Genomic DNA, 24,722 nt, shown 5'->3' with positions numbered 1-24,722 from the left:
TTTCCGACACAGAGGATATTATGAAATTTGAATTAGACTGCACTGATGGTAAAGCGCGCCGCGGCCGCTTGATTTTTGACCGAGGTGTAATAGAAACACCGGCGTTTATGCCTGTAGGTACTTACGGCACGGTTAAGGGTATGACACCTGATGAAGTAAAAGCAACGGGTGCACAAATTTGTTTGGGCAATACATTTCACTTAATGTTGCGCCCTGGTACTGAAATCATTAAACAGCATGGTGATTTACACGACTTTATGAATTGGGACTTCCCAATTTTAACTGACTCAGGCGGTTTCCAAGTATTTAGCCTTGGTGCAATGCGTAAAATCACTGAAGAAGGCGTGATGTTCCAATCGCCTGTAAATGGTGACCAAATTATGATGTCGCCAGAAAAGTCAATGGAAGTGCAGCGTGATCTTGGCTCAGATATCGTGATGATATTTGACGAATGTACGCCGTACCCTGCCACAGAAAAAGAAGCCAAAGACTCTATGGAGCTTTCTCTTCGTTGGGCTAAGCGTTCTAAAGAAGGGCATGGCGACAACCCATCAGCATTGTTTGGTATTATTCAAGGCGGTATGTATCCTGAGCTTCGTGCACAGTCACAAGCGGGCCTTGAAGAAATTGGTTTTGATGGTTATGCACTCGGTGGTTTATCGGTGGGTGAGCCTAAACATGAAATGATTAATATTCTTGATCATTGTGCTTATAAAATGCCAGAAAACAAACCGCGTTACCTAATGGGTGTTGGCAAGCCAGAAGACCTAGTTGAATCGGTTCGCCGTGGTATAGATATGTTTGACTGTGTAATGCCAACACGCAATGCACGTAACGGTCACTTATTTATTACAACTGGCATCATAAAAATCCGTAACGCAGTGCATAAAACAGATACTGGCCCACTTGATCCAGAGTGTGATTGCCATACCTGTAAGAATTATTCGCGTGCTTATTTGCATCATTTAGACAAATGTAACGAAATTCTTGGCGCACGACTAAACACTATCCATAACTTACGATACTATCAACGTGTTATGGAAGGTTTGCGTAATGCTATTAGCGAAGGTCAACTAGAGACATTTGTCCACGATTTTTACGCTCGCCGAGGCCAAGAAGTGCCAGAGCTAGCTGATACAACAAATTAAAATTTAAAAATTAAAGAGGAAGTATTATGAGTTTATTTATTTCAAACGCACATGCAGCAGCGGGTCAACCTGCAGCTGGTGGTACTATGCAAATGCTAATTATGTTAGCGATTTTTGGTTTGGTTTTTTACTTTTTAATTTACCGCCCGCAAGCAAAGCGCGTAAAAGAGCATAAAAGCTTAATGAGCGCGATGGCAAAAGGCGATGAAGTGCTAACCCAAGGTGGTTTAGTAGGTAAAATCGTAAAAATTGCTGAAGATAAAGACTTCATCGTGATCTCATTAAATGAGCAAGCAGAAGTAACAGTACAAAAATCAGCAGTATCTGCTGTATTGCCTAAAGGCACAATGAAGTCGCTATAAAAATAATAAGGACGACCCCGTGTTAAACAAGTTTCCAATTTGGAAGTATTTACTTGTTTTAGCTGTGTTAGCCATTGGCCTTTTATATGCCTCACCAAACCTGTATGGCCGCGATCCGGCCATACAGGTTTCTGGCGCTAAAGGCACCGATGTCGACCTCAGTGTTGTAGACAAAGTAAACGCAATCCTCAAAAAAGATAACGTCAGCGCTAAATCGACGAAACTCGAAGACGGACAAATTCTTGTTCGTTTTAAAAACGTTGAAGACCAACTAAAAGCGCAAGACTTATTGCGTAACTCGCTTAGTGACGATTATATCTCAGCTATCAATATGGCACCGGCACAACCGGCTTGGTTAAAGTCGCTTGGCGGTAACCCAATGAAGTTAGGCCTAGATTTAAGTGGTGGTGTACATTTCACCATGGAAATCGATATGGTCACTGCGGTTGATAATCAGCTTGAGCAAATGGAGCAAGATTTTCGTAGCGACCTGCGCGAAGAAAAACTACGTTATCGTAGTGTGCGCCGTGTAGCAGGCTCAGAGCGTATGCGTGTAGAAATGCGTAACGAAGAAGACAAAGAAGCCGCAGAGCGCTTTTTAGAAAGCCGTTACCCATTAAACGTTTACATTGATGATAGCAGTAACGATAACGCATTCTTTGCCACTATGAGTGAGCTAAAGCTAAAAGAAATTCGTGACTATGCCATCAAGCAAAACGAAACGATTATTCGTAACCGTATCAACCAAATTGGGGTTGCAGAGCCAAACGTACAGCGGCAAGGTGCTGAACGTATTATTGTGCAATTACCAGGGATTCAAGATACCGCTCGCGCTAAAGAGATTTTAGGTGCTACGGCCACGCTTGAGTTTCGTGAAGTTGACGAAAATGCTGACATAAGCGCCGCTGCTCAAGGTCGTATCCCACCGGGTACTGAAATGATCATGAGCCGTGATGGTTATCCTGTGGTACTAAAAAAGCGCATTATTCTTGAAGGTAGCCATATTACTGGCGCGCAGTCAGGTGCAGATGAGTACCAGCGTCCACAAGTAAGCATTAAACTCGATAGTAAAGGTGGGGCAAAAATGAATGCCTTCACCAAACGTGCTATTGGTAAACGTATGGCTACCGTATTTATTGAGTACAAGCCATCGGGTAAAAAAGATAGCGAAGGTAAAGCACTTCCACCGATTAAAGTGGAAGAAGTGATTAACGTAGCAACCATTCAAGCGCGTCTTGACCGTTCATTCCGTATTACCGGTATTGATAACCCCGCTGAAGCACATAACTTAAGTTTACTACTTCGTGCGGGTGCGCTGGTTGCGCCTATTCAAATAGTAGAAGAACGTACGGTTGGGCCAAGCCTAGGTCAAGAAAACATTGAAGCAGGTATGACCGCTGTAGCCTTAGGTTTTGCATTTGTACTGGCCTTTATGCTTATTTACTACAAAGGTTTTGGTCTTGTTGCGAATATCGCACTGGCTGCCAACTTAGTACTTATTATTGGTGTAATGTCGTTAATTCCAGGTGCAACGCTTACCCTACCGGGTATCGCAGGTATTGTATTAACCGTGGGTATGGCTGTTGATGCGAACGTACTTATATTTGAGCGTATTCGTGAAGAGCTCGCTGATGGCCGCAGCCCTCAACAAGCGGTTCATTTTGGTTACGATAGTGCCTTTAGTACTATTTTTGATGCCAATATCACCACATTAATTGCGGCGATTATCTTGTTTGCTGTTGGTACCGGTCCTGTTGCAGGCTTTGCGGTAACCCTAGCAATTGGTATTTTAACCTCTATGTTTACAGCAATTGTAGGTACCCGTGCGGTGATCAACCTATTTATTGGTGGTAAACGTGTTGATAAACTTTCAATTTAAGGAGCAGACATGCAAATTTTAAGATTGGGCGGAAAAACCCTTCGTTTCATGTCTCTTCGAAAAGTGGCAATGGGCTTTTCTACGTTATTAATCATAGCGTCGCTGGCGTCACTTTTTGTTAAAGGCTTAAATTTCGGTTTAGATTTTACCGGCGGTACAGCAGTTGAGGTAGGTTTTTCACAACCTGCCGATCTGAAAAAAGTACGTAATGTACTGGCTGAAAACGACTTTGCTGATGCATCGGTACAGCTTTTTGGCTCAAGCCAAGAAATACTGGTCCGTTTAGCCCCTCGTGGTGATGATGTAAAAGCAGAAGTGATTGGTAACCAAGTAATTGCTGCCCTTAAACAAGCTGATGATAGCGTAGTAATGCGCCGTATTGAGTTTGTAGGCCCAAGCGTAGGTGAAGACTTAAAAGAGCAGGGTGGCCTTGCCATGTTAACTGCGCTTATATGTATCTTAATTTACGTGGCATTTCGCTTTGAATGGCGCTTTGCTGTAGGTGCGGTGGGTGCACTATTACACGATGTAATCATTACGATTGGTTTATTCTCGGTGCTTGGTTTAGAGTTTGACCTAACTATTTTGGCTGCAATACTCGCCGTGATAGGTTACTCACTAAACGATACCATTGTTGTATCAGACCGTATCCGTGAAAACTTCCGTAAAGTACGTATTGACGACACCATTGAAATTATTGACCTGTCACTTACGCAAACACTTAATCGTACTTTAGTTACATCAATTACCACTATTTTAGTATTGATTGCACTCTTTGTATGGGGCGGCCAAACTATTCATGGCTTTGCTACCGCACTATTATTTGGTGTATTTATTGGTACTTATTCTTCAGTTTACGTTGCCAGCTCGGTGGCTATTGCCATGGGCGTAAGTAAAGAAGATTTAATACCAGAGGTGATTGAAAAAGAAGGTGCCGATTTAGACTCAATGCCTTAATTGAGATTAAATTATCCTTTTTAAAAAACCGCTCCTTGTGAGCGGTTTTTTATTGCTTAGCGTGTAAGACATATAATTGTCATACGAGCTTGATATTTTATTACTCTTATTTAATTTTGATCAGAGCTAGTAGTGACTGAGCAACGTAAAGCCTTAGAGTCAATTTTACAACAAGGGGCAATAACAACCTTGTTCCAACCTATTTTTGATATAACTAAGCAATCTATTATTGGGTATGAAGCGCTGAGTCGAGGCCCTAAAAATAGCCCATTAGCGATGCCAAATAAGCTATTCGAAACGGCTCATAAATATCAATTGATCTCAGAGCTTGAGCTTTTATGCCGTTCTCGCGCCATAGAAAACTTTGTAAAACTAAATCTACAAGGGAAGTTATTTTTAAATGTCAGCCCAAAAATTCTACTCGATCCGAGCCACCCTAAAGGCGAAACTTTACATTTAATTGAACAGTTTGGTCTTGCGGCTAATCGTGTGGTGATTGAAGTCACCGAACAAGAAAAAGTAGATGATGGCTTTTTACTGTTAAAAACCATTGCTCATTATCGAGAGCTAGGCTTCACTATTGCTATTGACGATCTTGGTGCAGGTTATTCCGGTCTAAAGCAATGGTCGCAGTTATGCCCAGATATTGTAAAAATTGATCGTTACTTTATTGATCATTGCGATCAAAGCGAAGTTAAAAAAGAATTTCTAAAATCAATTGTGGTGTTAGCACGGGCAACAAATACAGCGGTGATTGCAGAGGGAATTGAGCGTACTGAAGAACTCGATTTAGTTAAAAGTATAGGCATAAGTCATGTTCAGGGATTTTTGTTAGAAAGACCCAGCCAACAACCAAGCTATGACTATAACTGTAAGCAGTTACAAGCATTTACATCGACTCAAGCAGGGTCAAAGTTTGAACAATCAATGGCTATCGGGGTGCTTGCTGTTGCTCAGCCTGCCATTAGCAGTCACACGCGTTGTAAAGAGGCTCATGCGCTTTTTGAGCAAGACAAGCGCATAATTAGCTTACCCGTTTTAAATAGCAATCAGCAGCCAATAGGGCTGTTACACAAAGATCAGCTAACAGAAGTGTTTGCCGCGCCATACGGGCATGCACTTTATGATAAATGTGAAGTCACTGAGTTAATGGATAAACAGCCTTTGGTGGTTGATGAAAATCAAATGCTTGATATTGTCTCTCAGCAAATAACAGAGCAAGACTTTGATATTCGTCGCCATATTGTTATCACAAGTAATAATAAATATTTAGGTTTGGCACCGCTAAGGGACATATTAAAGCACATTACCGCTGAAAAAATCCGCCACGCCCAACATGCTAACCCTCTAACCATGTTACCGGGTAATGTGGCAATTAGTGAAGTAATAGAGCAGCGTCTGCAACATAAACAGCCATTTTCACTAGCTTATATCGATTTAAATCATTTTAAACAATTTAACGATCTGTATGGTTATGCCAGTGGGGACAGCGTGATAAAACTTCTGGCCGATGTGACTGTAAAAGCGTGTGCGCACAGCGCTAACTTTGTCGGGCATATTGGTGGCGATGACTTTATGGTGGTGTTTGAAAAAAAAGATGCGGTGGAGGTTTGTAATACCATTATCACGCAATTTGAATTGCAGTCACGCGTATTTTTTACGCCAGAGCATATTGCTGGAAAAGGGTATTGGGCAACTAATCGAGAGGGCGAAAAGCAGTTTGTACCTCTACTTACATTATCGATAGGTTTAGTTGAGCCGGATCTGCAGCAGTGTAAAAATAGCCATCAAGTAGCGGCATTAGCCACAGATGCTAAAAAAGAAGCAAAACGTTATCGTCACAGCTACTTATTTATTTGTAATCGAAGAAGGCCTGCACCCGCTGTTGTGCGTTTATCCAATAGTAAAAAAAGTGGCTAACAAAAAGCAAAAAAGGAGCCTCGGCTCCTTTTTTTAGTGCGGTATTACGATTAACGTAATAACGACTCAGATAATACTGGGCGCATTTCACGAACAATCGCTTGTGTTAGCTTAGGTGCACCACAAATAACGTTACCGCTCACGTTGTAGTTATTACCGCCAGCAAAATCAACAACCATGCCGCCAGCTTCTTTAACTAATAGCTCGCCTGCTGCTGTATCCCACGGTTTTAAACCAATTTCAAAGAAACCATCAACACGACCCGCTGCAACATACGCCATATCAAGTGCTGCAGAGCCTGCACGACGAATATCAGCGGTATGTACGAATAATGCTTTAAACGCTTCAGAATAGGCATCTAAGTGGTGTTTTTGTTTGAAAGGGAAACCTGTTGCAAGAACAGAACCGGCAAGTTCAACCGTTTTAGATACACGTAAACGTTTGCTGTTTAACTGTGCGCCTTGACCACGAGAAGCGGTGAAAAGTTCGCCTCGAATTGGATCGTAAATTACGGCTTGGTCTAAACGACCTTTAACTTTAAGTGCAATAGATACTGCGAAATGAGGGATACCCTTGATGAAGTTAGTTGTGCCATCAAGTGGGTCAACAATCCATTGGTAATCAGCATCCTTACCTTTGTGTTCGCCTAACTCTTCACCAACGATGCAGTGATCAGGGTAAGAACGTAAAATAGTGTCACGAATTACGGCTTCGGCTTCTTTATCAATGTTCGTAACTAAATCATTAGTGCCTTTTTGTTGCACTTCAACTTTTGATAAGTCTTCACTTGCACGAAGAATAAGCTTGCCTGCGTTACGCGCAGCGCGAACCGCAATGTTTAACATTGGATGCATGGTATTACCTTTGGGTTGTAAAAGAACGTTTATATATTTAAGCCGGCGTATTTTAGCGGTTTTTGCCATAAAGTAAACCATAAAGCCTAAATACTTGTGAGTGTTTTTTGTACAGGCATGATCTTTCAATATATTTATCGGAATAAAAACAGACAATAAATTTGTAAATTAGCGCTTTACCTAAAGTTAACTTGAGGTTTTATGATGTTCTATATTCAATTAATAGGAAGAAAGTTATGAAATTAGAACACGTAAATTTAGTTGTTAGTGACATAAATGCTATGCTTAAGTTTTACCAAGCAGCGTTTCCCTATTGGTCAATTAGAAGTGAGGGAGAAGGAACCTGGTATGGTAAAGCAAGGCGCTGGATACATTTTGGTGATAACGAGCAATATATTGCTATAAGCGATCATGGGGAAGGGGAAAACCGCGACCTATCAGGACATCAAATTGGTTTGGCACACTTTGCCTATGTAACCAATAACTTAAATGCAGTAATAGCGCGCCTAAAACATGCGGGCTTTGCAATAAGTAAAGAAGGTGCTGTAAATCTATTTAGAAAAAACATTTATTATATTGATCCCGCAGGGTTTGAAGTTGAGTTTGTAGAGTACATGAGTGATGTACCTAGTGAGCGAAATAACGACTTATAATATGAATGAAGCCAACTGTTTTGGCTTCATTCAATGTTTAGCATATTTAATAATGTTTACCATTCATGCCAAGTTGAGTTTTTAGATCATTTGCAAAGCTAATAAATTTTTCTTTAATAGTGCGTTTAACTTTAACTTCCACAGAGCCTAAAACAGTTTTTCCTTCAATGTGAATCGTTGGCCCTTGGCGTTTATTAAGTGACACTGTTTTATTTTCAAAACTGCCTAAAATACAAAACATTTTAGAAACTACATTAACGTGCTCTGGCACATATATTTCTTCGCTGCCAAAATAACAATTAACGTGAATAGTGACATGTTGGTGGGTAAAAATCGCATCTGTAAAATCAAGATTGATTGACCCCATGTAGTTTTCTATGTAAATGTTTTGAGGAACTACCCATTGGCCGCTTCGTTCACTCGAACCAAGAATGCTTCTTAATGTAAGTGGCTCTTCATCAGTCTCATGCTGCGCGCTATAATTAGGTGCAAACTGAGAGTGCTTTTGCGCCTTATATTGCTGGTCAGTATTTAAGGTTAAATCTTCAACGAGATCCATAAGTGCTTTATTGTCACTCGCTGCCATGGCGTCGTCTAAGCGCCTTTCAAATGCTTCAACAGAAATAACACCATGGCTGTAATTATAAATGAGCTGATCAATCACTTGCTCACGAACTTGCTCAATAGGGCGGTCTTCAATTTTAACAGACATTTAAATTATCCTTTTATGGTTGCTGGTTATTTCAAAGCAAGCCTTATACCAAATTTTAAATTGTTTAAATTCAGTGGTTTATGATTTTGGGTTTTTGATTCTTTATTATATTAACGACAGATTAACCAAATATACAATTATTTAGTAAGTTTCGCTATTCGAGAAACTTTTACGCAATAGTCTGTAAATGTTTACTTAGTAGGTTTAAGCCAATATCTACTATTTTAAATTAACCTATTGAAATTAAAGATTAAAAAATGTTGGCCCGATGCTCGCATTAGCTTAAGTGTCTTTAATCAAAAGGAGAACGATTATGAAAACATTTAATAAGTCTATGATTGCAGCCCTAGTATTAGGAACAACCGCAATGGGTGCTCAGGCAAGCAGTTGGGAAAACGAAAGTAAAGATGCTTGGATTGATGGGAAAGCAGAAACAGTCTTGCTTATGAACACCAATCTAAATAACTTTGATATCAACACGGACGTAAAAAACGGCAAGGTAATGCTAACAGGTAAAGTAAACAGCGAAGTAGATAAAGAGCTTGCTGAAGAACTTGTGCTAAGCCTAGATGGTGTAACTGATGTTGAAAACAGTCTAACTGTGGTAAAAAACACCGACATGAAGAAGCATGATTCTAAAATGATGGGTAACGACACTGAAAGTGATTTAACCGATGCTAAAATCACTACAGTGATCACAACACGTTACTTATTTGATTCTGAAGTAGGTGGTACAGACATTGATGTTGATACCGATAATGGTGTGGTAACTCTTAAAGGTACAGTTGAGTCTGATGCTGAAAAGCAATTAGCGATGGAAATTGCTAAAAACGCTGAAGATGTTCGCAAGGTAGTTGATGAATTAACTGTTATTGCAGAATAATACACTATACTAAAGCCCAGCCCTGCTGGGCTTTTTGCTTTGCTAACATTATAAGGATTAAATTATGGATATCATTAGAATTATTTTTTCTATTTTATTACCACCACTGGGTGTGTTTTTACAGGTAGGACTAGGGATGCATTTTTGGTTAAATATTTTGCTAACTTTGCTCGGCTATTTCCCAGGATTAATTCATGCGATTTATATTATCGCCAAAAAATAATGTAGCAGCATAGCAGGACATTTAATACTGAGTTGCTAAGTGCTCCCAAAGGTATGTGTATTAGTTACTCAGGCTGCTATTAATAGATGGATTTGTTTTACAAAACTCATCACTAACAAAACCTCAAAGCCTACTATTTGAGCAGTTAGCCCCTTGATTGTTAAAATAAAGCTTTTTGCTAGTGACAAGCCCCTAAAAACTTTTTATACTGCAACCCGCTTTAGTCGCTCTGTGGCTAAACGCTTCAAAAATTAACTGCTTACAGTTATACAAAGATGGCCCCTTAGCTCAGTTGGTTAGAGCACACGACTCATAATCGTTAGGTCCCCAGTTCGAGTCTGGGAGGGGCCACCACTTTTAACCTTTAACATAATCAATATCAGATAGTTAAAGTATATTCAGAAATTTTTTTACACCTTTTTTTACACCCCTATAAGTTATCATTGCTCAATTTCTTTGTCTATTAGACGTTGAAATAATGCTTTTAGCTCTGGGAATTCCAGTTCCGCTTTCTCTACCATTCGGTCTTTCAATTCGCTGAGCTTTTCAATACTGTGATTTCCATACGATTCTGCTTGCTCTCGAGGTAAACGGCCCAAACATTTTTCTTTTTGCCCTTCTGAGGCTGAAACATCAAGTAGTGCTTGCTCTACTAAATCTCTGATCCTGTGCTGAGTGAAACTACTTATGCTTTTTAAATCTGCTTTAGTTGATCCTAATCGCTCCTTTTTAGCTAATAGGCTAGCTTTCACATCGCTAAATTGTTTGTTTAGAGTTGTATCAACCTTACCGCGGTTGTATGGACTTTCAAACATGAACAAGGGCTCACCATTACAATCCTTAGTTACGTTCACATCCCTTTGTTGTTTACTTTTTTCTGTACTCAGTATATCAACTAGTCGCTCAGGGATAGGGTGTCGTCTAAACCCAGTTTTACTTTCAGGGGCGGGCACTTCAATAGACTGGTCATCTAAGTTGACGCGAGTCCACTGCCGTTCGTTAGTATTCCTCTCACGGGTTGATGCCATAAACTGAATAATTAGTTTTAGTCCCAATGAGTTGTAATCGCTCTTATAAGCTTCAATTATAAATTGAGTTAACGTCGACATCTTAGGTATCGTTTTATCTGTTTTATCAGCTCTAGAGCGCTCCCCCCTCATGATTAATTCTTGAACATTGATTTTGATACTTTCACTAGCTTTAGCTTTGTTAACAGCGGCTCTTACCATTTTAATAATTTCATTCCGATCGGATTTACAGCGAGATGAAACGGACCTGTCTAAGTAATCAGTTCTGAATGTTGCAATACTGTAGTTGGCCATTATTTTCTCTCCCCATTGACCAGAAAAATATCGTGTTTGAATACGGCTAATCGCATCAGCACGTTTTTTTGAAGCTAATTCCTTATAAAATTCGAACAAGTCATGGAATGTGCTCAACTCACGATAGCTACCACCTAGAAGGTAACCTCGCTCTTTCCATGGCATTTTGGCTTTTCGTCTATCTATAAATCGCTTGTGTGCATCAATTATTGTCTGTATGTCCTCCTTAGTGAATTGGTGCTCTACCGGATATGAAATCAGCTTAAAATATTGACCATCACCACCATCTCTTAGCTGAATGATTTTTTCTTTGCGCGATACTTTGATTGACATACCAGGGTAGCCTTTTAACACTTTAGGCTTTCCTTCAAACGTCTGAATAAACTCTTTTATATTTAAATCTTTTGTTTCATTAGGTAGTCGGGTAATAACCTGAGAGCTTAATTTTATCTGGCTATCAGCAGTACCAGCTGAAATATTCACAACATTGCAATTTTTACCTAGATTCGCGTTTTCATTCATATTAGTTAAATCAGTGGCGGCTAGCGCTAATTCAGCAACCAGCTGATTTAACTCCGATTTATTCAATCCTAAAGCAAGTACGTTGTTTCTAGCTGCTCGAACTTTTTGATTTGCAACGTGCCCATTGAGCACTAAATTCTCTATCGCATCCATGCGCATTCATCCTTTATAACACCCCTTCCTGGAGACGATGTAGATGTTAGCGTATTAGACAGAACTGGACCGATAAAAAAATAAATATTATTTATCAATGTATTAGGTTTGTTTTTTAATTGGTTTTATTCAGTGATATTTTTTGTAAAAAATTAAATTTGTTCACTTTATTCTTTAACAGATTATTTAAATCCTTGAGATGACAGTATATTTTTTTCATATAAAAAATATTTTACTTTGTTTCTGCCCGGTCCAGAAAAACCTGTCATGATATTGGAAGTGTGCATGAGTTCAGGATTAAAAGTTTGGCTCATTGACACTTTGAAAGGATTGTTTGTTTAAGTGAAAAAAAATGCTCTTACACCCCAGCACCTATGATGCTACCAAGTCACATTCGGAATTCGTGTAAAGCCAATATTTTTAACTAAAAGAGACAAAATTTAAACTGAGATCAATTCAAGTAAATAGCTTTGCTAACCCAAATATTTACAAATGGTTTCATTAAATTCATGGAAGATAAAATGAAAAGCTCAAAAACTAGTAAGCAAATCAGTGTGCGCCTACCTGCTCAAGACTTCGAGCGTTTAGCTTTAGAAGCTGAGAATCAAGGAGCGACGATAGCAGAAATAGCACGTCAGCGAATTCAGCTCGCCGAGAAACAGGTTGAGCTGCGTGATTTGATCAATAATCTGCGAGCTGAAATTACCCAAAACACATTTGTGATTACCTCTGTTGTTGCTGGGCTTGATCCTGATGAAGCTCATGCTGCTAAAGTCTCTATTAGAAATAAGTTGGCAAGGAAAGTAAGATGAAGCAATCGCAGTTATCGCAAAAATGGAGTCACCTTAATGTTGCCTTGATTCTCTCTTGCATCATTTTCTTGATTTCAGAAATAACCATTATGGAAAGCCTTGGGGGTTCATCCGTATTAGTTAAGCTAGTTGTATGGGGCAAAAATTTACTACTATCAGCTTTTCTTTTGCAGCAAGCACCCACTGTTTTTTCTATGCCATCAACAGCTATGTTTGGTAGCTTATCTATATTAATTTTATCAACACTCATCGCTTCTATAATGGTTTGGAAGTTTCGAGTTAAGCACTTTAACCAAACTGACTTATTTCATATACGTGGTCCGCGTTTACTCAAAGGTTCAAAAGCAATACATCATTTTAAATGTGCTACAAAACGAGAAGGGACGCGAGGGCTATTTATACATCCCTCACTTCAAATCCCCTTGATAAAAGAAGTTGGAAATTTTCTTATCTGGGGGATGCAAGGCGCGGGTAAATCGAACTTAATTAAGTCTTTCATAAAACAGATACTTCAGCGTAAAGACCGTGCACTGATTTACGACATCAAAGGCGAATATACCGAACTATTCTTGGTGAACGATTGCCTATTGTTGAGCCCTAAAGATGAGCGCAGCATAAATTGGAATTTGGGTTTGGATATAACTGATGTTGGGCTTGCTGAAGTATTTGCTGAAGCAGTTATCTCATCCAATATAACCAAGGAGACTTTTTGGGTCGATTCTGCTCGGGTTGTGCTGATTGGTGTAATTGTTGGTCTTATTAAAGCTGGTAAACCTTGGTCTTGGGCTGAACTCTCAAAACACTTGTTCTGTAAAGATGAAGAGTTACTAAAGTGGCTAGGCTCTTACCCTCAGGCTGCGACGTTTATTAAACCAGAAGATAAAACTACTGCATCGATTCGTTCCATGATTGCAACTCAGCTTTCTTGGGTGAAAACACTTGCAGAATTAAACCAAAATAGTGGCGACGTATTTTCAATTGGGGAATGGTTAAAGGGGAGAACAAAGAAAACACTTATTGTCCAAGGTGACCTTACTTCACCCTTGATGAGTTCAGCGTTAATAACCACGTTACTCGCAATATTGACCAATAAAGTGTTATCCCAACCAGATACCCAAACAGAGTCAATTTGGCTTATTCTGGATGAGCTTGCTACATTGAATAAATCTAAACGGTTAGAAACCTGGTTAGCTCTAGGACGAAGTAAAGGGTGTAAAACGATTGCAGGTGTTCAACTACTTTCCCAACTTGAGTCGATATACGGGAAAGAAGACGCAAATACTGTGCTAGGGTTATTTGGCAATGTAGTTACATTCAAGCTCGCTCCAACTGGTGATTCAGCTGAAAAAGCATCAGACTCCTTAGGTAAAAGAAGGGTCGAATATCAGACTGCAACAACTAATGAAAAGGGAGAAAAGTCTAATTCTCAGCATCAAGAAGATATAGCTATTGTTAAACCCGAGGACTTAATTCACCTGCCTCAACCCACCTTAAGAAACGGTATCGAAGGTTTCGCATTAATAAGTGGAACAAATGCTGTTTATCGTCTTAATTGGCCAATTAATGAATATAAGAAGGTAGCTGACGCTGTCATCAAAAAACTAACTCGTGATCGAACTCCCCTAGTAAAGACCGAGAACAGATTAAATAGGAGGGGAGCCAAATGATGACATTTGCAAAGATTGGAAGCGCTGAATATTACTTGGATTTAGCTACTGAGGATTACTACTTGAAGGGCGGCGAACCAGATGGGAAATGGTGTGGCTCAGCTGCATTATTGCTAAAGCTTAAAGGGCCCGTCACATCTGATGTGTTAAGCAACCTGTTACAAGGTTACTCTCCCTGTGGCAAAACAGCTTTGTGCCAGAATGCCGGTAAGAACCATACATTGGGTTGGGATCTTACACTTAATGCGCCAAAATCAGTCTCAGTCTTATGGGCTGCCGCTGATCCAGAATTGCGAAAAAAAATACAAACTGCCCAACTAAGAGCAGTAAAAAAGGCTATTGCTATTATCGAAGAGTACGCCGCATTTACACGCAGGGGTAAAGCAGGTTGTTACAGAGAAAAAGTCGCAGGATTGGTAGCAGCTGCTTTTGAGCATAGCACTAGCCGAGCTATTGACCCCCACTTACACTCGCATGTAATTGTTGCAAACATAGCTCCAAGAGAAGATGGAACATGGGGATCTATAGACTCACGCACCATTATGCTTTGGCAAAAAGCAATTGGAATGGTTTACAAGGTGAGCCTAGCTGATTCCATTCGAGGTTTAGGTTTTGAAACAGAGTTAGATGGTGATGCCTTCAGAGTTATTGGCATACCTAAATCAATATGCAAACACTTTTCAAAACGTTCAGCACAAATTGAAGATGAACTAAAAGAGCGTGGTATTAAAAATCGTTCTTCCGTTTCGGGAGATCTTGCTTCATTAAGTACGCGTGATGCAAAAGGTGAAATCAACAGAGCTGATTTTTTTCAACAGTGGCAAACAGAATTATCAACGCTTGGTCTATCACAATTAGATGTTCAGAAACTTCTGGATAAGACCATAGATAATGCAAGTTTATTTCCTAAGGGAATTTTTGACAAAGAAGAGCTTGTTAACCTTCTTACTGAGAAATCGTCTACCTTCACGAGACAACAAGCCTTTTTCCTTGGAGGTGTTAAGGCCATAGAGTCTGGCCAGTCGCTTCAATCACTGCACGCAGTGATCAAAAACTTAATCGACAACGAATCAACCATTGAGCTTGGTACCGACAGAAAACACAACGAGATTTTTACCACCAGAAATGTATTAGAAAAAGAGCAATCACTAATTAAAAGCGCCAAGTATTTAGCTGGTTGTAATTGGGCTAATATACCATTAAAGACAATTGAGCATCATATCCACAATCAATCAATTCAGTTGAGTGATGAACAAAAATTTGGTGTATATAACGTTTGTATGGAATCTCAGCTGGCGATATTACAAGGTTCGGCCGGTGCAGGTAAATCCGCTTCAATGCGATGTGTAAGAGATATCTACGAATCAATCGGTAAGCAAGTTTTAGGCGCATCTGTAGCCCAATCTGCTGCCAAAAATCTTAAAAATGAAGCACATATCAAGTCATTAACAATTACTCGACTTCTCGCATGGTTAGATACTGATAGGCCTCCTATTTCAAATGGTGGTGTGCTAATCATTGACGAAGCAGGTCAAGTTGGTACTTTCCAGCTTGAACAATTAATGAACTTTGCAAAGGAGTTAGATTTTAAAATAATTCTTGTGGGTGAGGATAAGCAATTAGATGCGATCGAACATGGCGGCGTATTACGCTATTTATCAAGTCCTGAAGTGATCGGAGCTGCTAGAGTTGAAACGATTCGCCGGCAGAGTAATACATGGGATCGACAGGCGGTTGCAGACTTTCGTGATGGGCATGCTAATAAAGCATTGGCTCAATACGATAAACATGGACAGCTTTATTTTGAAAACAATGAACAAATAGCAAAAGAAAAGATTATTAGTGAATGGACCTCATTCAGACATAAACAGCCAACAAAGCGTTCCATGGTTATCGCACAAAGCTGGGTGGATGTAGTTGAACTAAACAATGGAATGCGGTCTCAGCTTCAATCGGAAGGATTGGTAGGTAACGAAAACGTATTGGTGAAAGGTGTTGTAAGTGATCGCGATATAGATGTGCTCATATCTTTAGGTGAGCGTATTAGGTTTACCAAAAATGATTATGACAGAAATTATACCAACGGTGATATAGGTACAGTAACCAAAATTAAATTAATGGATGATGGCGATATTTGGATTCGTGTTAAATTAGATTCAGGGCGTGAAACTCAGTTTATGTCATCTTCATACGCAAATGATGAGGGGCGAACATATATTACACAGGCATACGCACAGACTGTATATAGCTCACAAGGGTTAACCATTGATGGTGATGTTTTTGTTTACTACACACAATACATGGATCGTGCTCACACCTATGTTGCTTGTTCCCGCCATAAAGACAAGGCTCATATTTTTGTTAACTCACAAGAGTTAGAAGAAGATATTCCTGATAGCTTTCAACATGCACCTCGTGAGCGAGGTTTACGCGAGGCCTTATCGAAAAATATGTCAAGAGATAATCGTCCTAAATTAGCTTCTGAGTATTTATCTCAGAAGGAACTTGATATTGCTCTAAATAAAGAGGTGAAAGTTATGGAGCAAGAATTTATCATTTAGCGAGTTAAATCTCTCTTTATGATTGTATCCCTCAATTTTCCTTGATTCTTATTTTAGTCATAAATGTCGCTTAAGTATGAATCTAAAAAGTATGCAACTAAAACGGCCATAAATATGTGGCCGTTTTTTGTATATATATCTTTTTGATTAAGAATGTATAATTTTTAACTTATATTGGTATTATGGCTGAAAGTAATAAGCTTAATGGTATTCAACAATAAAAATATAAGTTGAATAAGTAGATGTCCAATAAGTTAGATCAAGTGCTTAAATGGAGTTAGCTGTGGATAATAAAATGGGAAATTTTTACTTTCTTTCTGAACACGACGATCTTTTTGTCGAGCTAGCGGGTGCGGCTGAAAAAGCGTTTGCTAGTGACCCTAATACCACGTTAATTAAATTGAGACAGCTAGGCGAGGCGATTGCGCAACACATTGCTGTATTAGTAAGAGTTAACTTTGAAGACAATACTTCGCAGCTTGAATTAATACACAGAATCAGTAGAGAGCTTCAATTAGATCAGGTTGTTAAAGACCTTTTTCATACGCTGAGGGTTGAAGGGAATAAAGCAACTCACAAATTTAGAACAAAACATAAAGAAGCTATTAATGGCTTAGTTGTCGCACGTAAGTTAGCGATATGGTTTCATCAGTCATTTGGTAAGCAGGGTACCTCATTTAAACCGGGTGCTTTTACCCCTCCTCATGACCCCAGTGAGCAATTACGTAGTTTACAAAGTGAAATAGATAACTTAAAAGTCGACCTGCAAAAAGCAAACCTCGATCTTGACTCCAGCCAACAACTCAACGAACTAATAAATAAAGAAAAAACAGAATATGAATCGCTAGCTTTTGAGATGGACCAAGAGTCCAAAGAGCTAGCTGAGCAAGCGAAAGAACATGAAAGAGCGCTTGCCGACCAAAAACACAACTACGAAAAGAAGATAGCAGAGTTACAAACTAAGCTTTCAAACCTAGATGACGAATCAAACACCTCATATAAGCAAAAGCTAAGTACAAGTTCAAAAGCTGCAACTAAGAATATTGTCCTGGATGAAGCGTTAACACGTATTCTAATCGACCAACAGTTACAAGAATCTGGCTGGGATGTTGATACTGAAGTGCTCACCCATAAAAATGGCACTCGCCCAGAGAAAGGAAAAAACATCGCCATTGCTGAGTGGCCTACTGAATATCAAGGAAAAAAAGGGCGTGCTGATTACGTACTTTTTGCAGGCCTTTCACCTATTGCGGTGGTTGAAGCTAAAAAAGAAAACACCAATGTTGCAGGTAAAATTTCACAAGCAGAGCGATACAGTAAAGGCTTGAATGTTCAATCCTCTTTAATACCTGCTTGGGAGCTACAAGGGTTGACCATAGCATGGCCAGATGAAGAGGATGGCCACTATAAAGTACCGTTTGTTTATTCCTGTAACGGTCGCCCGTATGTACCTCAACTTGCTGAACAATCAGGTACGTGGTTTCGTGATGTACGCGAACCTGCGAATATTAAACGCGCTTTGCCAAAGTTTCATACCCCTGAGGGGTTGCTTGATCTACTTAAGCGCAGCAAAGACGCCGCCCAACAAAAACTAAAAGATGAGCCTTTTGGCTACTTAAAAGTGCGTGATTACCAGCAAAAAGCGATTATCGCTGTTGAAAATACCTTAGCGAAAAATATTCGTCATGCTTTGCTAGCAATGGCAACAGGCACCGGAAAAACCCGTACAATTATTGGTTTAATGTATCGCTTTTTAAAAGCTGAACGCTTCAAGCGAATTTTATTTTTAGTCGACCGAACAGCTCTAGGGCAACAAGCAATAGACGCTTTTAACGAAGCGCCACTTGAACAAAATCACACATTATCAAAGATATACAATGTGGCAGAACTAGGTGATATGGCGGCCGAGGCAGAAACCCGCGTACAAGTTGCAACTGTTCAAGCTATGGTTAAGCGTATTTTTATGAGTGATAACCCGCCACCGCTAGATCAGTTTGATTGCATTATAATTGATGAAGCCCACCGAGGTTATACACTCGATCAAGAAATGACAGAGGGTGAACTGGCTACTCGCGACACCAGCCAATACTTGTCGAGCTATCGCCGAGTATTAGATTATTTTGATGCAGTAAAAATTGCACTTACGGCGACACCGGCAAAACACACGAGTGATATTTTTGGCAAACCTGTTTATACCTATTCATACAGAGAAGCAGTAGCTGACGACTGGCTAATCGATCACGAACCACCGATTCGTTATGAAACCTTATTGACACAAAATGGCATTACTTTTACCAAAGGTGAGGAAGTTAGCGCTATTAACACGCAAACTGGTGAAGTACAAAGCGCCGAACTCGATGACGAACTAAGTTTCGAAGTTGACGCGTTTAACCGCCGAGTTATTAACGAAAACTTCAACCGTGTTATTTGTGAGCAACTTGTGCAAGAGCTAGATCCCTTTGGTGACGAGAAAACCATGATTTTTTGTGCCACCGATTTGCACGCCGACATGGTAAAACGCTTACTCGATGAGGCTTTTAAAGATCTTTATAACGGCGAATATAATCAGGCTGCCGTGGCTAAAGTAACTGGCCAAAGTGATAAGGTAGAGCAGCTTATCCGCCAATATAAAAACGAGCGATACCCTAATATTGCCATTACCGTTGATTTATTAACGACCGGCATTGATGTGCCTAAAATTTGTAACTTAGTGTTTATGCGCCGAGTAAAATCTCGCATTTTATACGAGCAAATGGTTGGGCGTGCAACCCGCCGCTGTGATGACATAGGTAAAACCGTATTTCGCATTTATGACCCAGTAGATATCTATGCTGCATTGCAAGATGTTAATACCATGAAGCCCTTGGTAAGAGATCCGAACGTTACGCTCGACCAATTAGTGGATGAAATTACCAATCCTGATCTACTCGAACGAGCGCTTAGTGCTCCAGGCGATACGCCAGAACAAAGCCATGCTGACGTCGTGCTGAGTCAACTAAGCCAAAAGGTGATGCGGGTATTACGTAAGGCACAGAAAAAGTCAGAAAATAAACCAGCCCTCAAGCAAAAGTTAGATGAGTTACAAGAGTCATGGGGCGTAGAACCAAAAAGCTTGCACACCCATTTAAACCAGCTAGGGCCAAAACAAGCGGCAACGTTTATAAACCAGCACAGTGGTTTATTAAATCAATTAGCAGAAGTAAATAGCTTGCTAGGCAGCGAGCGACAACCTGTTATTTCAGAGCATCACGATGAAATCCGCGATCGCAGCCAAAGCTATGGTGCGCATCAAAAACCAGAAGATTACCTCGATAGTTTTAATCAGTTCGTTAAAGAACAATTAAATCAAAATGCAGCGCTTGCTGCGGTTGTTAACAAGCCGCGCGATTTAAATCGCACCCAGCTCAAAGATATTAAGCTGCTGCTTGATGGTGCAGGTTACACCGAGCCTAAGCTGCAAAGTGCAGTGCGTAACCAAACTAATCAAGATATTGCAGCGAGCATTATTGGTCATATTCGTCGCGCGGCATTAGGTGAGGCACTGGTTCCGTTTGAACAAAGAGTTGCGCAGGCTATGGCGCGCATTTACCAAAGCCATCTGTGGAACCCTAACCAGCGCAAGTGGTTAGACCGGTTAGCTAAGCAACTCGTACATGAAGTCATTATTGACCGTGACTTTGTTAATAACCGCTTTGGTGAGCATGGCGGCGCAAAGCAATTTGATAAAGTATTGAATAATCAACTTGATATAGTGCTAGAGGAGCTTAGTGAAGCCATATGGCCAGCTAAAACAGCTTAACAATAAAGTATATAAATAAATGGAATTGCTATACATGTTATATAGCTTATGTATAATTTTCTAAACAATTTATACATAACTAAACAGACATGTATAAAAAAGGATAAAAGTAATCTATGTCGACCTATATTGAGCCTTTACCCCTCCCTAGCATTGAACAGTGGGAAACCCGTGCCGTTTTAAAAAAAACCGCCACAGCACATCGTCATTTAGCAGAGCTAAAAGGCGTTGCCGCAAGTATACCTAACGAAGCCATACTGATTAATACACTCGCTCTACAAGAAGCAAAAGACAGCTCAGAAGTAGAAAACATCGTAACAACGCACGATGAACTTTATAAAGCTAACTTGTTTGAAGAAGCTGTAACCAACCCCGCCACAAAAGAAGTACAAGATTATGCAGTTGCTTTAAAGCAAGGGTTCGAAACGGCGCGTAAAAGCAAACTTATTCGTCTTAATGACATTCTAGCAATACAAAAAAACCTAGAACATAATGATGCAGGTTTACGAAAGCTCCCGGGGACTGATCTTAAAAATGCACGAACAGGTGAAGTGGTTTATACCCCACCACAACACGGCGATGAAATTACAAAACTTATGGATAACCTTGTTCAGTTTATCAATAACGATGAGCTATGTGACGCTGATCCATTGGTAAAAATGGCCATTATTCACCATCAGTTTGAAAGCATTCACCCATTTTACGATGGTAACGGCCGTACCGGGCGTATTTTAAATATTTTGTACTTGGTGACTAAAGACTTACTAAACCTACCGGTGCTGTACCTAAGCCGATTTGTGATTAAGAACAAAGCTGATTATTACGCTAATTTACAAGCAGTGCGCGACACGGGTAATTGGGTACCTTGGTTAGAGTTTATGCTTGATGGTGTTATTGATACCGCCCGAGACACCATTTCACTTATCACCGCCATGAAAACTCTTATGGCAGAAGTAAAACACGGTATACGAGAGCAGCTCCCTAAAATTTACAGCCAAGATTTACTTAACAACTTATTTAACCACCCTTACACCAAAATAGACTTTATTGTGGAAGACCTAGGTGTAACCCGGATTACAGCCACCAAGTATTTAGAACAACTGGTGGAGCACGGCTTTTTGACCAAACAAAAAGTAGGCCGTGTTAATTACTACATAAATCAACCCTTGTGCTCCTTACTCGTTGCACACGGCTAATCCCTAATTACTAATTTTGAGAACATCATGACGAATAACGACATTGTACAAAAACTTTGGAACCTGTGTGACGTACTACGTGACGACGGCATTAACTACAGCGACTACGTTACCGAACTGGTACTACTGCTGTTTATTAAAATGGTGCACGAAAACACCGAAGCCGGTACGTTAAAAAAACATCCGCTACCAATCGGCTGCCGCTGGCAGGATATCAGTGATAAATCGGGCATTAACCTACTTAACGATTACAAGGCCATTTTATTTGCCCTTTCAACCGGTAAACGTCTAGAGGTCGACCCAGAAAATCCAGGCCAAACTAAAGAAGTACAAGTACACGAAGATCCATTAATCAGCGCTATTTATGCCGATGCACAAACGCGCCTGCGTGAACCACGCCACTTAGAGCAAATGATTAAAACGCTGGATCAAATTGACTGGTTTAGTGCCGCTAAAGACGGCCTAGGCGATTTATACGAAGGCTTATTAGAAAAAAACGCCAGTGAGACTAAATCGGGGGCTGGCCAATACTTTACCCCGCGAGCGTTAATTAACTCCATGGTACGTTGCATGAAGCCGCAAGTTGGAGAAGTAATACAAGATCCTGCTGCGGGCACAGCAGGCTTTTTGGTCGCAGCCGATCAATACATGCGTGAGCAAACCGATGACTATTTTGACTTAAACAGCAAGCAATCTGAATTTCAAAAAAACGACGCATTTGTGGGTGTAGAGCTTGTACCTAACACGCGCCGTTTAGCATTAATGAACTGTTTGTTACACGGTATGGAAGGCAACGACGAGGGCGTAATACATTTAGGGAACGCACTGGGCGATGCGGGTAAAGCATTAAAAAGCGCCGATATAATTTTGGCTAACCCACCGTTTGGCACTAGCAAAGGGGGCGAGGCTAGCAATACCCGTGACGATTTAACCTATAAAACAGGCAACAAGCAACTGGCGTTTTTACAGCATATTTATCGCAACTTAAAACCCGGAGGCCGCGCCGCCGTAGTATTGCCCGACAATGTATTGTTTGAAGCCGGCGTGGGCACAGACGTACGCCGCGACTTAATGAACAAGTGTAACTTACACACCATTTTACGTTTGCCAACCGGAATTTTTTACGCCCAAGGGGTAAAAACCAATGTGTTGTTCTTTACCAAAGGCAGCACGACCGACAAGCATCAGCAAGAAAACTGCACCGAAAATGTATGGGTATACGACCTGCGTAGCAATATGCCTAACTTTGGCAAACGCACCCCGTTTGGTGATAGCCACTTAGCGCCGTTTGAAACTGCTTATGGTGATAATGCTGACGGTATCAGCCCTCGTACCCAAGGTGAATATAGCTTTGGTGCCGAACAAATCGCGGTAGACAAACAAGCCGCAGTTGAAAACGAGAACGTTGACGATAAGTTATTACATAGCCGCTGGCGCTGCTTTAGCCGCGACTGGATAGCCAACACTAAAGGCGACTCGCTAGATATTAGCTGGCTAAAAGACAAAAATAGTGTTGATGCGGCTGATTTACCCGAACCTGATATTTTGGCACGCGAAGCGAAAGACGAATTGCAAGCGGCGTTAAGTGAAATTGATGAGCTGCTAGCAGCGCTGCAAGGGGCGAATAGATGAGCGAGGTTAATTTGCCTGAAGGTTGGTGTCAGACTAAGCTGGCGGAAATTGCAGAATGGGGCTCTGGTGGCACTCCATCGCGTAAAGAAGCATCCTATTATGAAGGGGATATCCCTTGGGTCAAAACTGGTGATTTAGGGCCTAGAGTGCTTCATAACTCAAATGAGTTTATTTCTGAGATAGCAGTAAAAAATTCTAGTGCAAAGTATTTCCCTAAAGGCTCTGTCGCTATAGCCATGTATGGCGCGACTATCGGTAAAACTTCTATTTTAGGTATTGATGCTACAACTAACCAAGCATGTGGCGTAGGTAACCCAATAGAGGGATTAACTTTTAGTGAATTTTTGTATTATTTTCTTCTAAATGAAAAAATGAATTTTATCGCAAAGGGGAAAGGTGGTGCTCAGCCAAACATTTCTCAAACTTTGATTAAAGAGCATGGAATAGCACTCCCCTCTTTAGCCGAACAAAAAGTCATTGCCGATAAACTCGACCACCTGTTGGCACAGGTGGAAACCACTAAAGCCCGCCTCGACCGCATCCCCCAAATCCTAAAAACCTTCCGCCAATCCGTCCTCGCCGCCGCCATGAGTGGCAAATTGACGGAAGCGTGGCGAGAGAAAAATATTTATTCAGCTGAAGAACAATATGATGCCTTGACTAGAAATGAGGAAGAATACCTTGCGCTGAAGCTGAAAGATGATAAATCTAAAATATTTAAGGAAAAGGTAAAATTTCGAATTCAAAAAACTGATAATTCAAATATAGAATTACCGCAAAATTGGATTCAAAAGCCGTTCTTTGAGTTGTGCTTATTAAATCGAGGATTCGATTTACCAAATGCAAAGAGAGTTGCTGGCGATTATCCTATTTTATCAGCAGGGGGAGAAATAGGCACTCACAATGAATTCAAAGTAGATGGACCATGTTTAACAGTTGGGAGATCGGGTTCTGTTGGGCAAGTATTTTACACTGAAAGCAATGCTTGGCCTTTGAATACTGCGCTTTATGCTAAGGATATGGGATTCTCATATCCAAGATTTGTTTACTACAAATTGTTAACTATGAATCTTGCTAAATTTGCATCTAGTACATCAGTACCTACTTTAAATAGAAATGAGTTTACACACGAAGTGGTTGAAATTCCTCCGTTAGAAGAACAAATCCAAATCGTCCGCTGTGTTGAAGAGCTGTTCGCCTTTGCCGATCGCATCGAACAAAAAGCCAATGCCGCCCTTGAGCGCGTAAATAACCTGACGCAATCCATTTTAGCCAAAGCCTTTCGTGGTGAACTCACTGCTGATTGGCGCGCGCAAAACCCTGATTTAATCAGTGGCGACAATAGCGCCGAAGCGTTATTAGAAAAGATTAAAGCCGAGCGTGAGGCGCTTTCAAGTAAAAAGAAACCCAAGAAGAAAGCAGTGAAAAAGGCAAAATAAAAACAATATGAGAATATTAAAGGGAACA

18 protein-coding genes and 1 tRNA gene are annotated in these 24,722 nt (G+C 40.4%); 16 read left to right on the top strand and 3 right to left on the bottom strand.

Annotated features, from left to right (window positions below):
- Positions 1-20 precede the first annotated feature (20 nt).
- The 5 genes from tgt (at position 21) to AAGD16_RS13570 (ending at position 6,266) form a co-directional block, all read left to right on the top strand.
- Positions 21-1,148 (top strand): tRNA guanosine(34) transglycosylase Tgt, encoded by a 1,128-nt coding sequence (gene tgt, locus AAGD16_RS13590; RefSeq protein WP_028835575.1) that lies wholly within the window; start codon positions 21-23, stop codon positions 1,146-1,148.
- Between the two features lie 26 nt (positions 1,149-1,174).
- Positions 1,175-1,510, top strand: coding sequence for a preprotein translocase subunit YajC (gene yajC, locus AAGD16_RS13585; RefSeq protein WP_193049314.1), 336 nt, complete (start codon positions 1,175-1,177; stop codon positions 1,508-1,510).
- 19 nt (positions 1,511-1,529) lie between these two features.
- Positions 1,530-3,389 carry a protein translocase subunit SecD gene (secD, locus tag AAGD16_RS13580; protein ID WP_013465988.1) on the top strand — a complete coding sequence of 620 codons (1,860 nt, stop codon included), beginning with the start codon at positions 1,530-1,532 and terminating at the stop codon, positions 3,387-3,389.
- A 9-nt stretch (positions 3,390-3,398) separates the two neighbouring features.
- Positions 3,399-4,346, top strand: coding sequence for a protein translocase subunit SecF (gene secF / locus AAGD16_RS13575; protein WP_013465987.1), 948 nt, complete (start codon positions 3,399-3,401; stop codon positions 4,344-4,346).
- Between the two features lie 132 nt (positions 4,347-4,478).
- Positions 4,479-6,266: a bifunctional diguanylate cyclase/phosphodiesterase gene (locus AAGD16_RS13570; protein ID WP_033103724.1), complete on the top strand. Its 1,788-nt coding sequence runs from the start codon at positions 4,479-4,481 to the stop codon at positions 6,264-6,266.
- A gap of 50 nt (positions 6,267-6,316) precedes the next feature.
- Here AAGD16_RS13570 and suhB read toward each other — a convergent pair whose 3' ends face one another.
- Positions 6,317-7,120, bottom strand: coding sequence for an inositol-1-monophosphatase (suhB, locus tag AAGD16_RS13565; RefSeq protein ID WP_010391751.1), 804 nt, complete (start codon positions 7,118-7,120; stop codon positions 6,317-6,319).
- A 236-nt stretch (positions 7,121-7,356) separates the two neighbouring features.
- On the opposite strand from suhB, the gene AAGD16_RS13560 reads away from it, so the two are divergent.
- The gene (locus AAGD16_RS13560) at positions 7,357-7,773 is read left to right on the top strand and encodes a VOC family protein (protein WP_377112412.1); all 417 of its coding nucleotides are present in this window, start codon (positions 7,357-7,359) and stop codon (positions 7,771-7,773) included.
- A gap of 46 nt (positions 7,774-7,819) precedes the next feature.
- Here the strand turns inward: AAGD16_RS13560 and AAGD16_RS13555 are convergent, their stop codons facing one another.
- Positions 7,820-8,485 (bottom strand): LiaF domain-containing protein, encoded by a 666-nt coding sequence (locus AAGD16_RS13555; protein ID WP_013465984.1) that lies wholly within the window; start codon positions 8,483-8,485, stop codon positions 7,820-7,822.
- Positions 8,486-8,798: 313 nt separating this feature from the next.
- Here AAGD16_RS13555 and AAGD16_RS13550 point away from each other — a divergent pair, with 313 nt between their 5' ends.
- The 3 genes from AAGD16_RS13550 (at position 8,799) to AAGD16_RS13540 (ending at position 9,945) form a co-directional block, all read left to right on the top strand.
- Positions 8,799-9,368, top strand: a complete 570-nt coding sequence (locus AAGD16_RS13550; protein WP_033103722.1) for a BON domain-containing protein — start codon at positions 8,799-8,801, stop codon at positions 9,366-9,368.
- Positions 9,369-9,432: 64 nt separating this feature from the next.
- Complete coding sequence (locus tag AAGD16_RS13545; RefSeq protein ID WP_008466367.1) at positions 9,433-9,591, top strand: YqaE/Pmp3 family membrane protein; 159 nt, start codon at positions 9,433-9,435, stop codon at positions 9,589-9,591.
- 277 nt (positions 9,592-9,868) lie between these two features.
- Positions 9,869-9,945: transfer RNA gene (locus AAGD16_RS13540), tRNA-Ile, on the top strand.
- 86 nt (positions 9,946-10,031) lie between these two features.
- Here AAGD16_RS13540 and AAGD16_RS13535 read toward each other — a convergent pair.
- Positions 10,032-11,588, bottom strand: coding sequence for a hypothetical protein (locus AAGD16_RS13535; protein WP_377112407.1), 1,557 nt, complete (start codon positions 11,586-11,588; stop codon positions 10,032-10,034).
- A 521-nt stretch (positions 11,589-12,109) separates the two neighbouring features.
- Between AAGD16_RS13535 and AAGD16_RS13530 the strand changes: the two genes are divergently transcribed.
- The 7 genes from AAGD16_RS13530 (at position 12,110) to AAGD16_RS13500 (ending at position 24,694) form a co-directional block, all read left to right on the top strand.
- Complete coding sequence (locus tag AAGD16_RS13530; protein WP_377112404.1) at positions 12,110-12,400, top strand: hypothetical protein; 291 nt, start codon at positions 12,110-12,112, stop codon at positions 12,398-12,400.
- Positions 12,397-14,067, top strand: a complete 1,671-nt coding sequence (locus AAGD16_RS13525; RefSeq protein ID WP_377112401.1) for a type IV secretion system DNA-binding domain-containing protein — start codon at positions 12,397-12,399, stop codon at positions 14,065-14,067. Before AAGD16_RS13530 ends, AAGD16_RS13525 begins: the two co-directional genes overlap by 4 nt.
- The gene (mobF, locus tag AAGD16_RS13520; RefSeq protein ID WP_377112398.1) at positions 14,064-16,628 is read left to right on the top strand and encodes a MobF family relaxase; all 2,565 of its coding nucleotides are present in this window, start codon (positions 14,064-14,066) and stop codon (positions 16,626-16,628) included. Before AAGD16_RS13525 ends, mobF begins: the two co-directional genes overlap by 4 nt.
- Before the next feature lie 271 nt (positions 16,629-16,899).
- A complete protein-coding gene (gene hsdR / locus AAGD16_RS13515; RefSeq protein ID WP_377112395.1) occupies positions 16,900-20,427 on the top strand; it encodes a type I restriction-modification system endonuclease in 3,528 nt (1,175 codons plus the stop codon).
- Between the two features lie 116 nt (positions 20,428-20,543).
- Positions 20,544-21,623, top strand: a complete 1,080-nt coding sequence (locus tag AAGD16_RS13510) for a Fic family protein (RefSeq protein ID WP_377112392.1) — start codon at positions 20,544-20,546, stop codon at positions 21,621-21,623.
- Positions 21,624-21,650: 27 nt separating this feature from the next.
- Positions 21,651-23,255 carry an N-6 DNA methylase gene (locus AAGD16_RS13505; RefSeq protein ID WP_377112389.1) on the top strand — a complete coding sequence of 535 codons (1,605 nt, stop codon included), beginning with the start codon at positions 21,651-21,653 and terminating at the stop codon, positions 23,253-23,255.
- The gene (locus tag AAGD16_RS13500) at positions 23,252-24,694 is read left to right on the top strand and encodes a restriction endonuclease subunit S (RefSeq protein ID WP_377112386.1); all 1,443 of its coding nucleotides are present in this window, start codon (positions 23,252-23,254) and stop codon (positions 24,692-24,694) included. Before AAGD16_RS13505 ends, AAGD16_RS13500 begins: the two co-directional genes overlap by 4 nt.
- The last annotated feature ends 28 nt before the right edge of the window (positions 24,695-24,722 follow it).

This window comes from Pseudoalteromonas sp. M58, assembly GCF_042604605.1.
Classification (GTDB): Bacteria; Pseudomonadota; Gammaproteobacteria; order Enterobacterales; family Alteromonadaceae; genus Pseudoalteromonas; species Pseudoalteromonas tetraodonis.
Note: the sequence above shows the minus strand (reverse complement) of the source record. Positions and strands in the feature narration are given on the sequence as shown.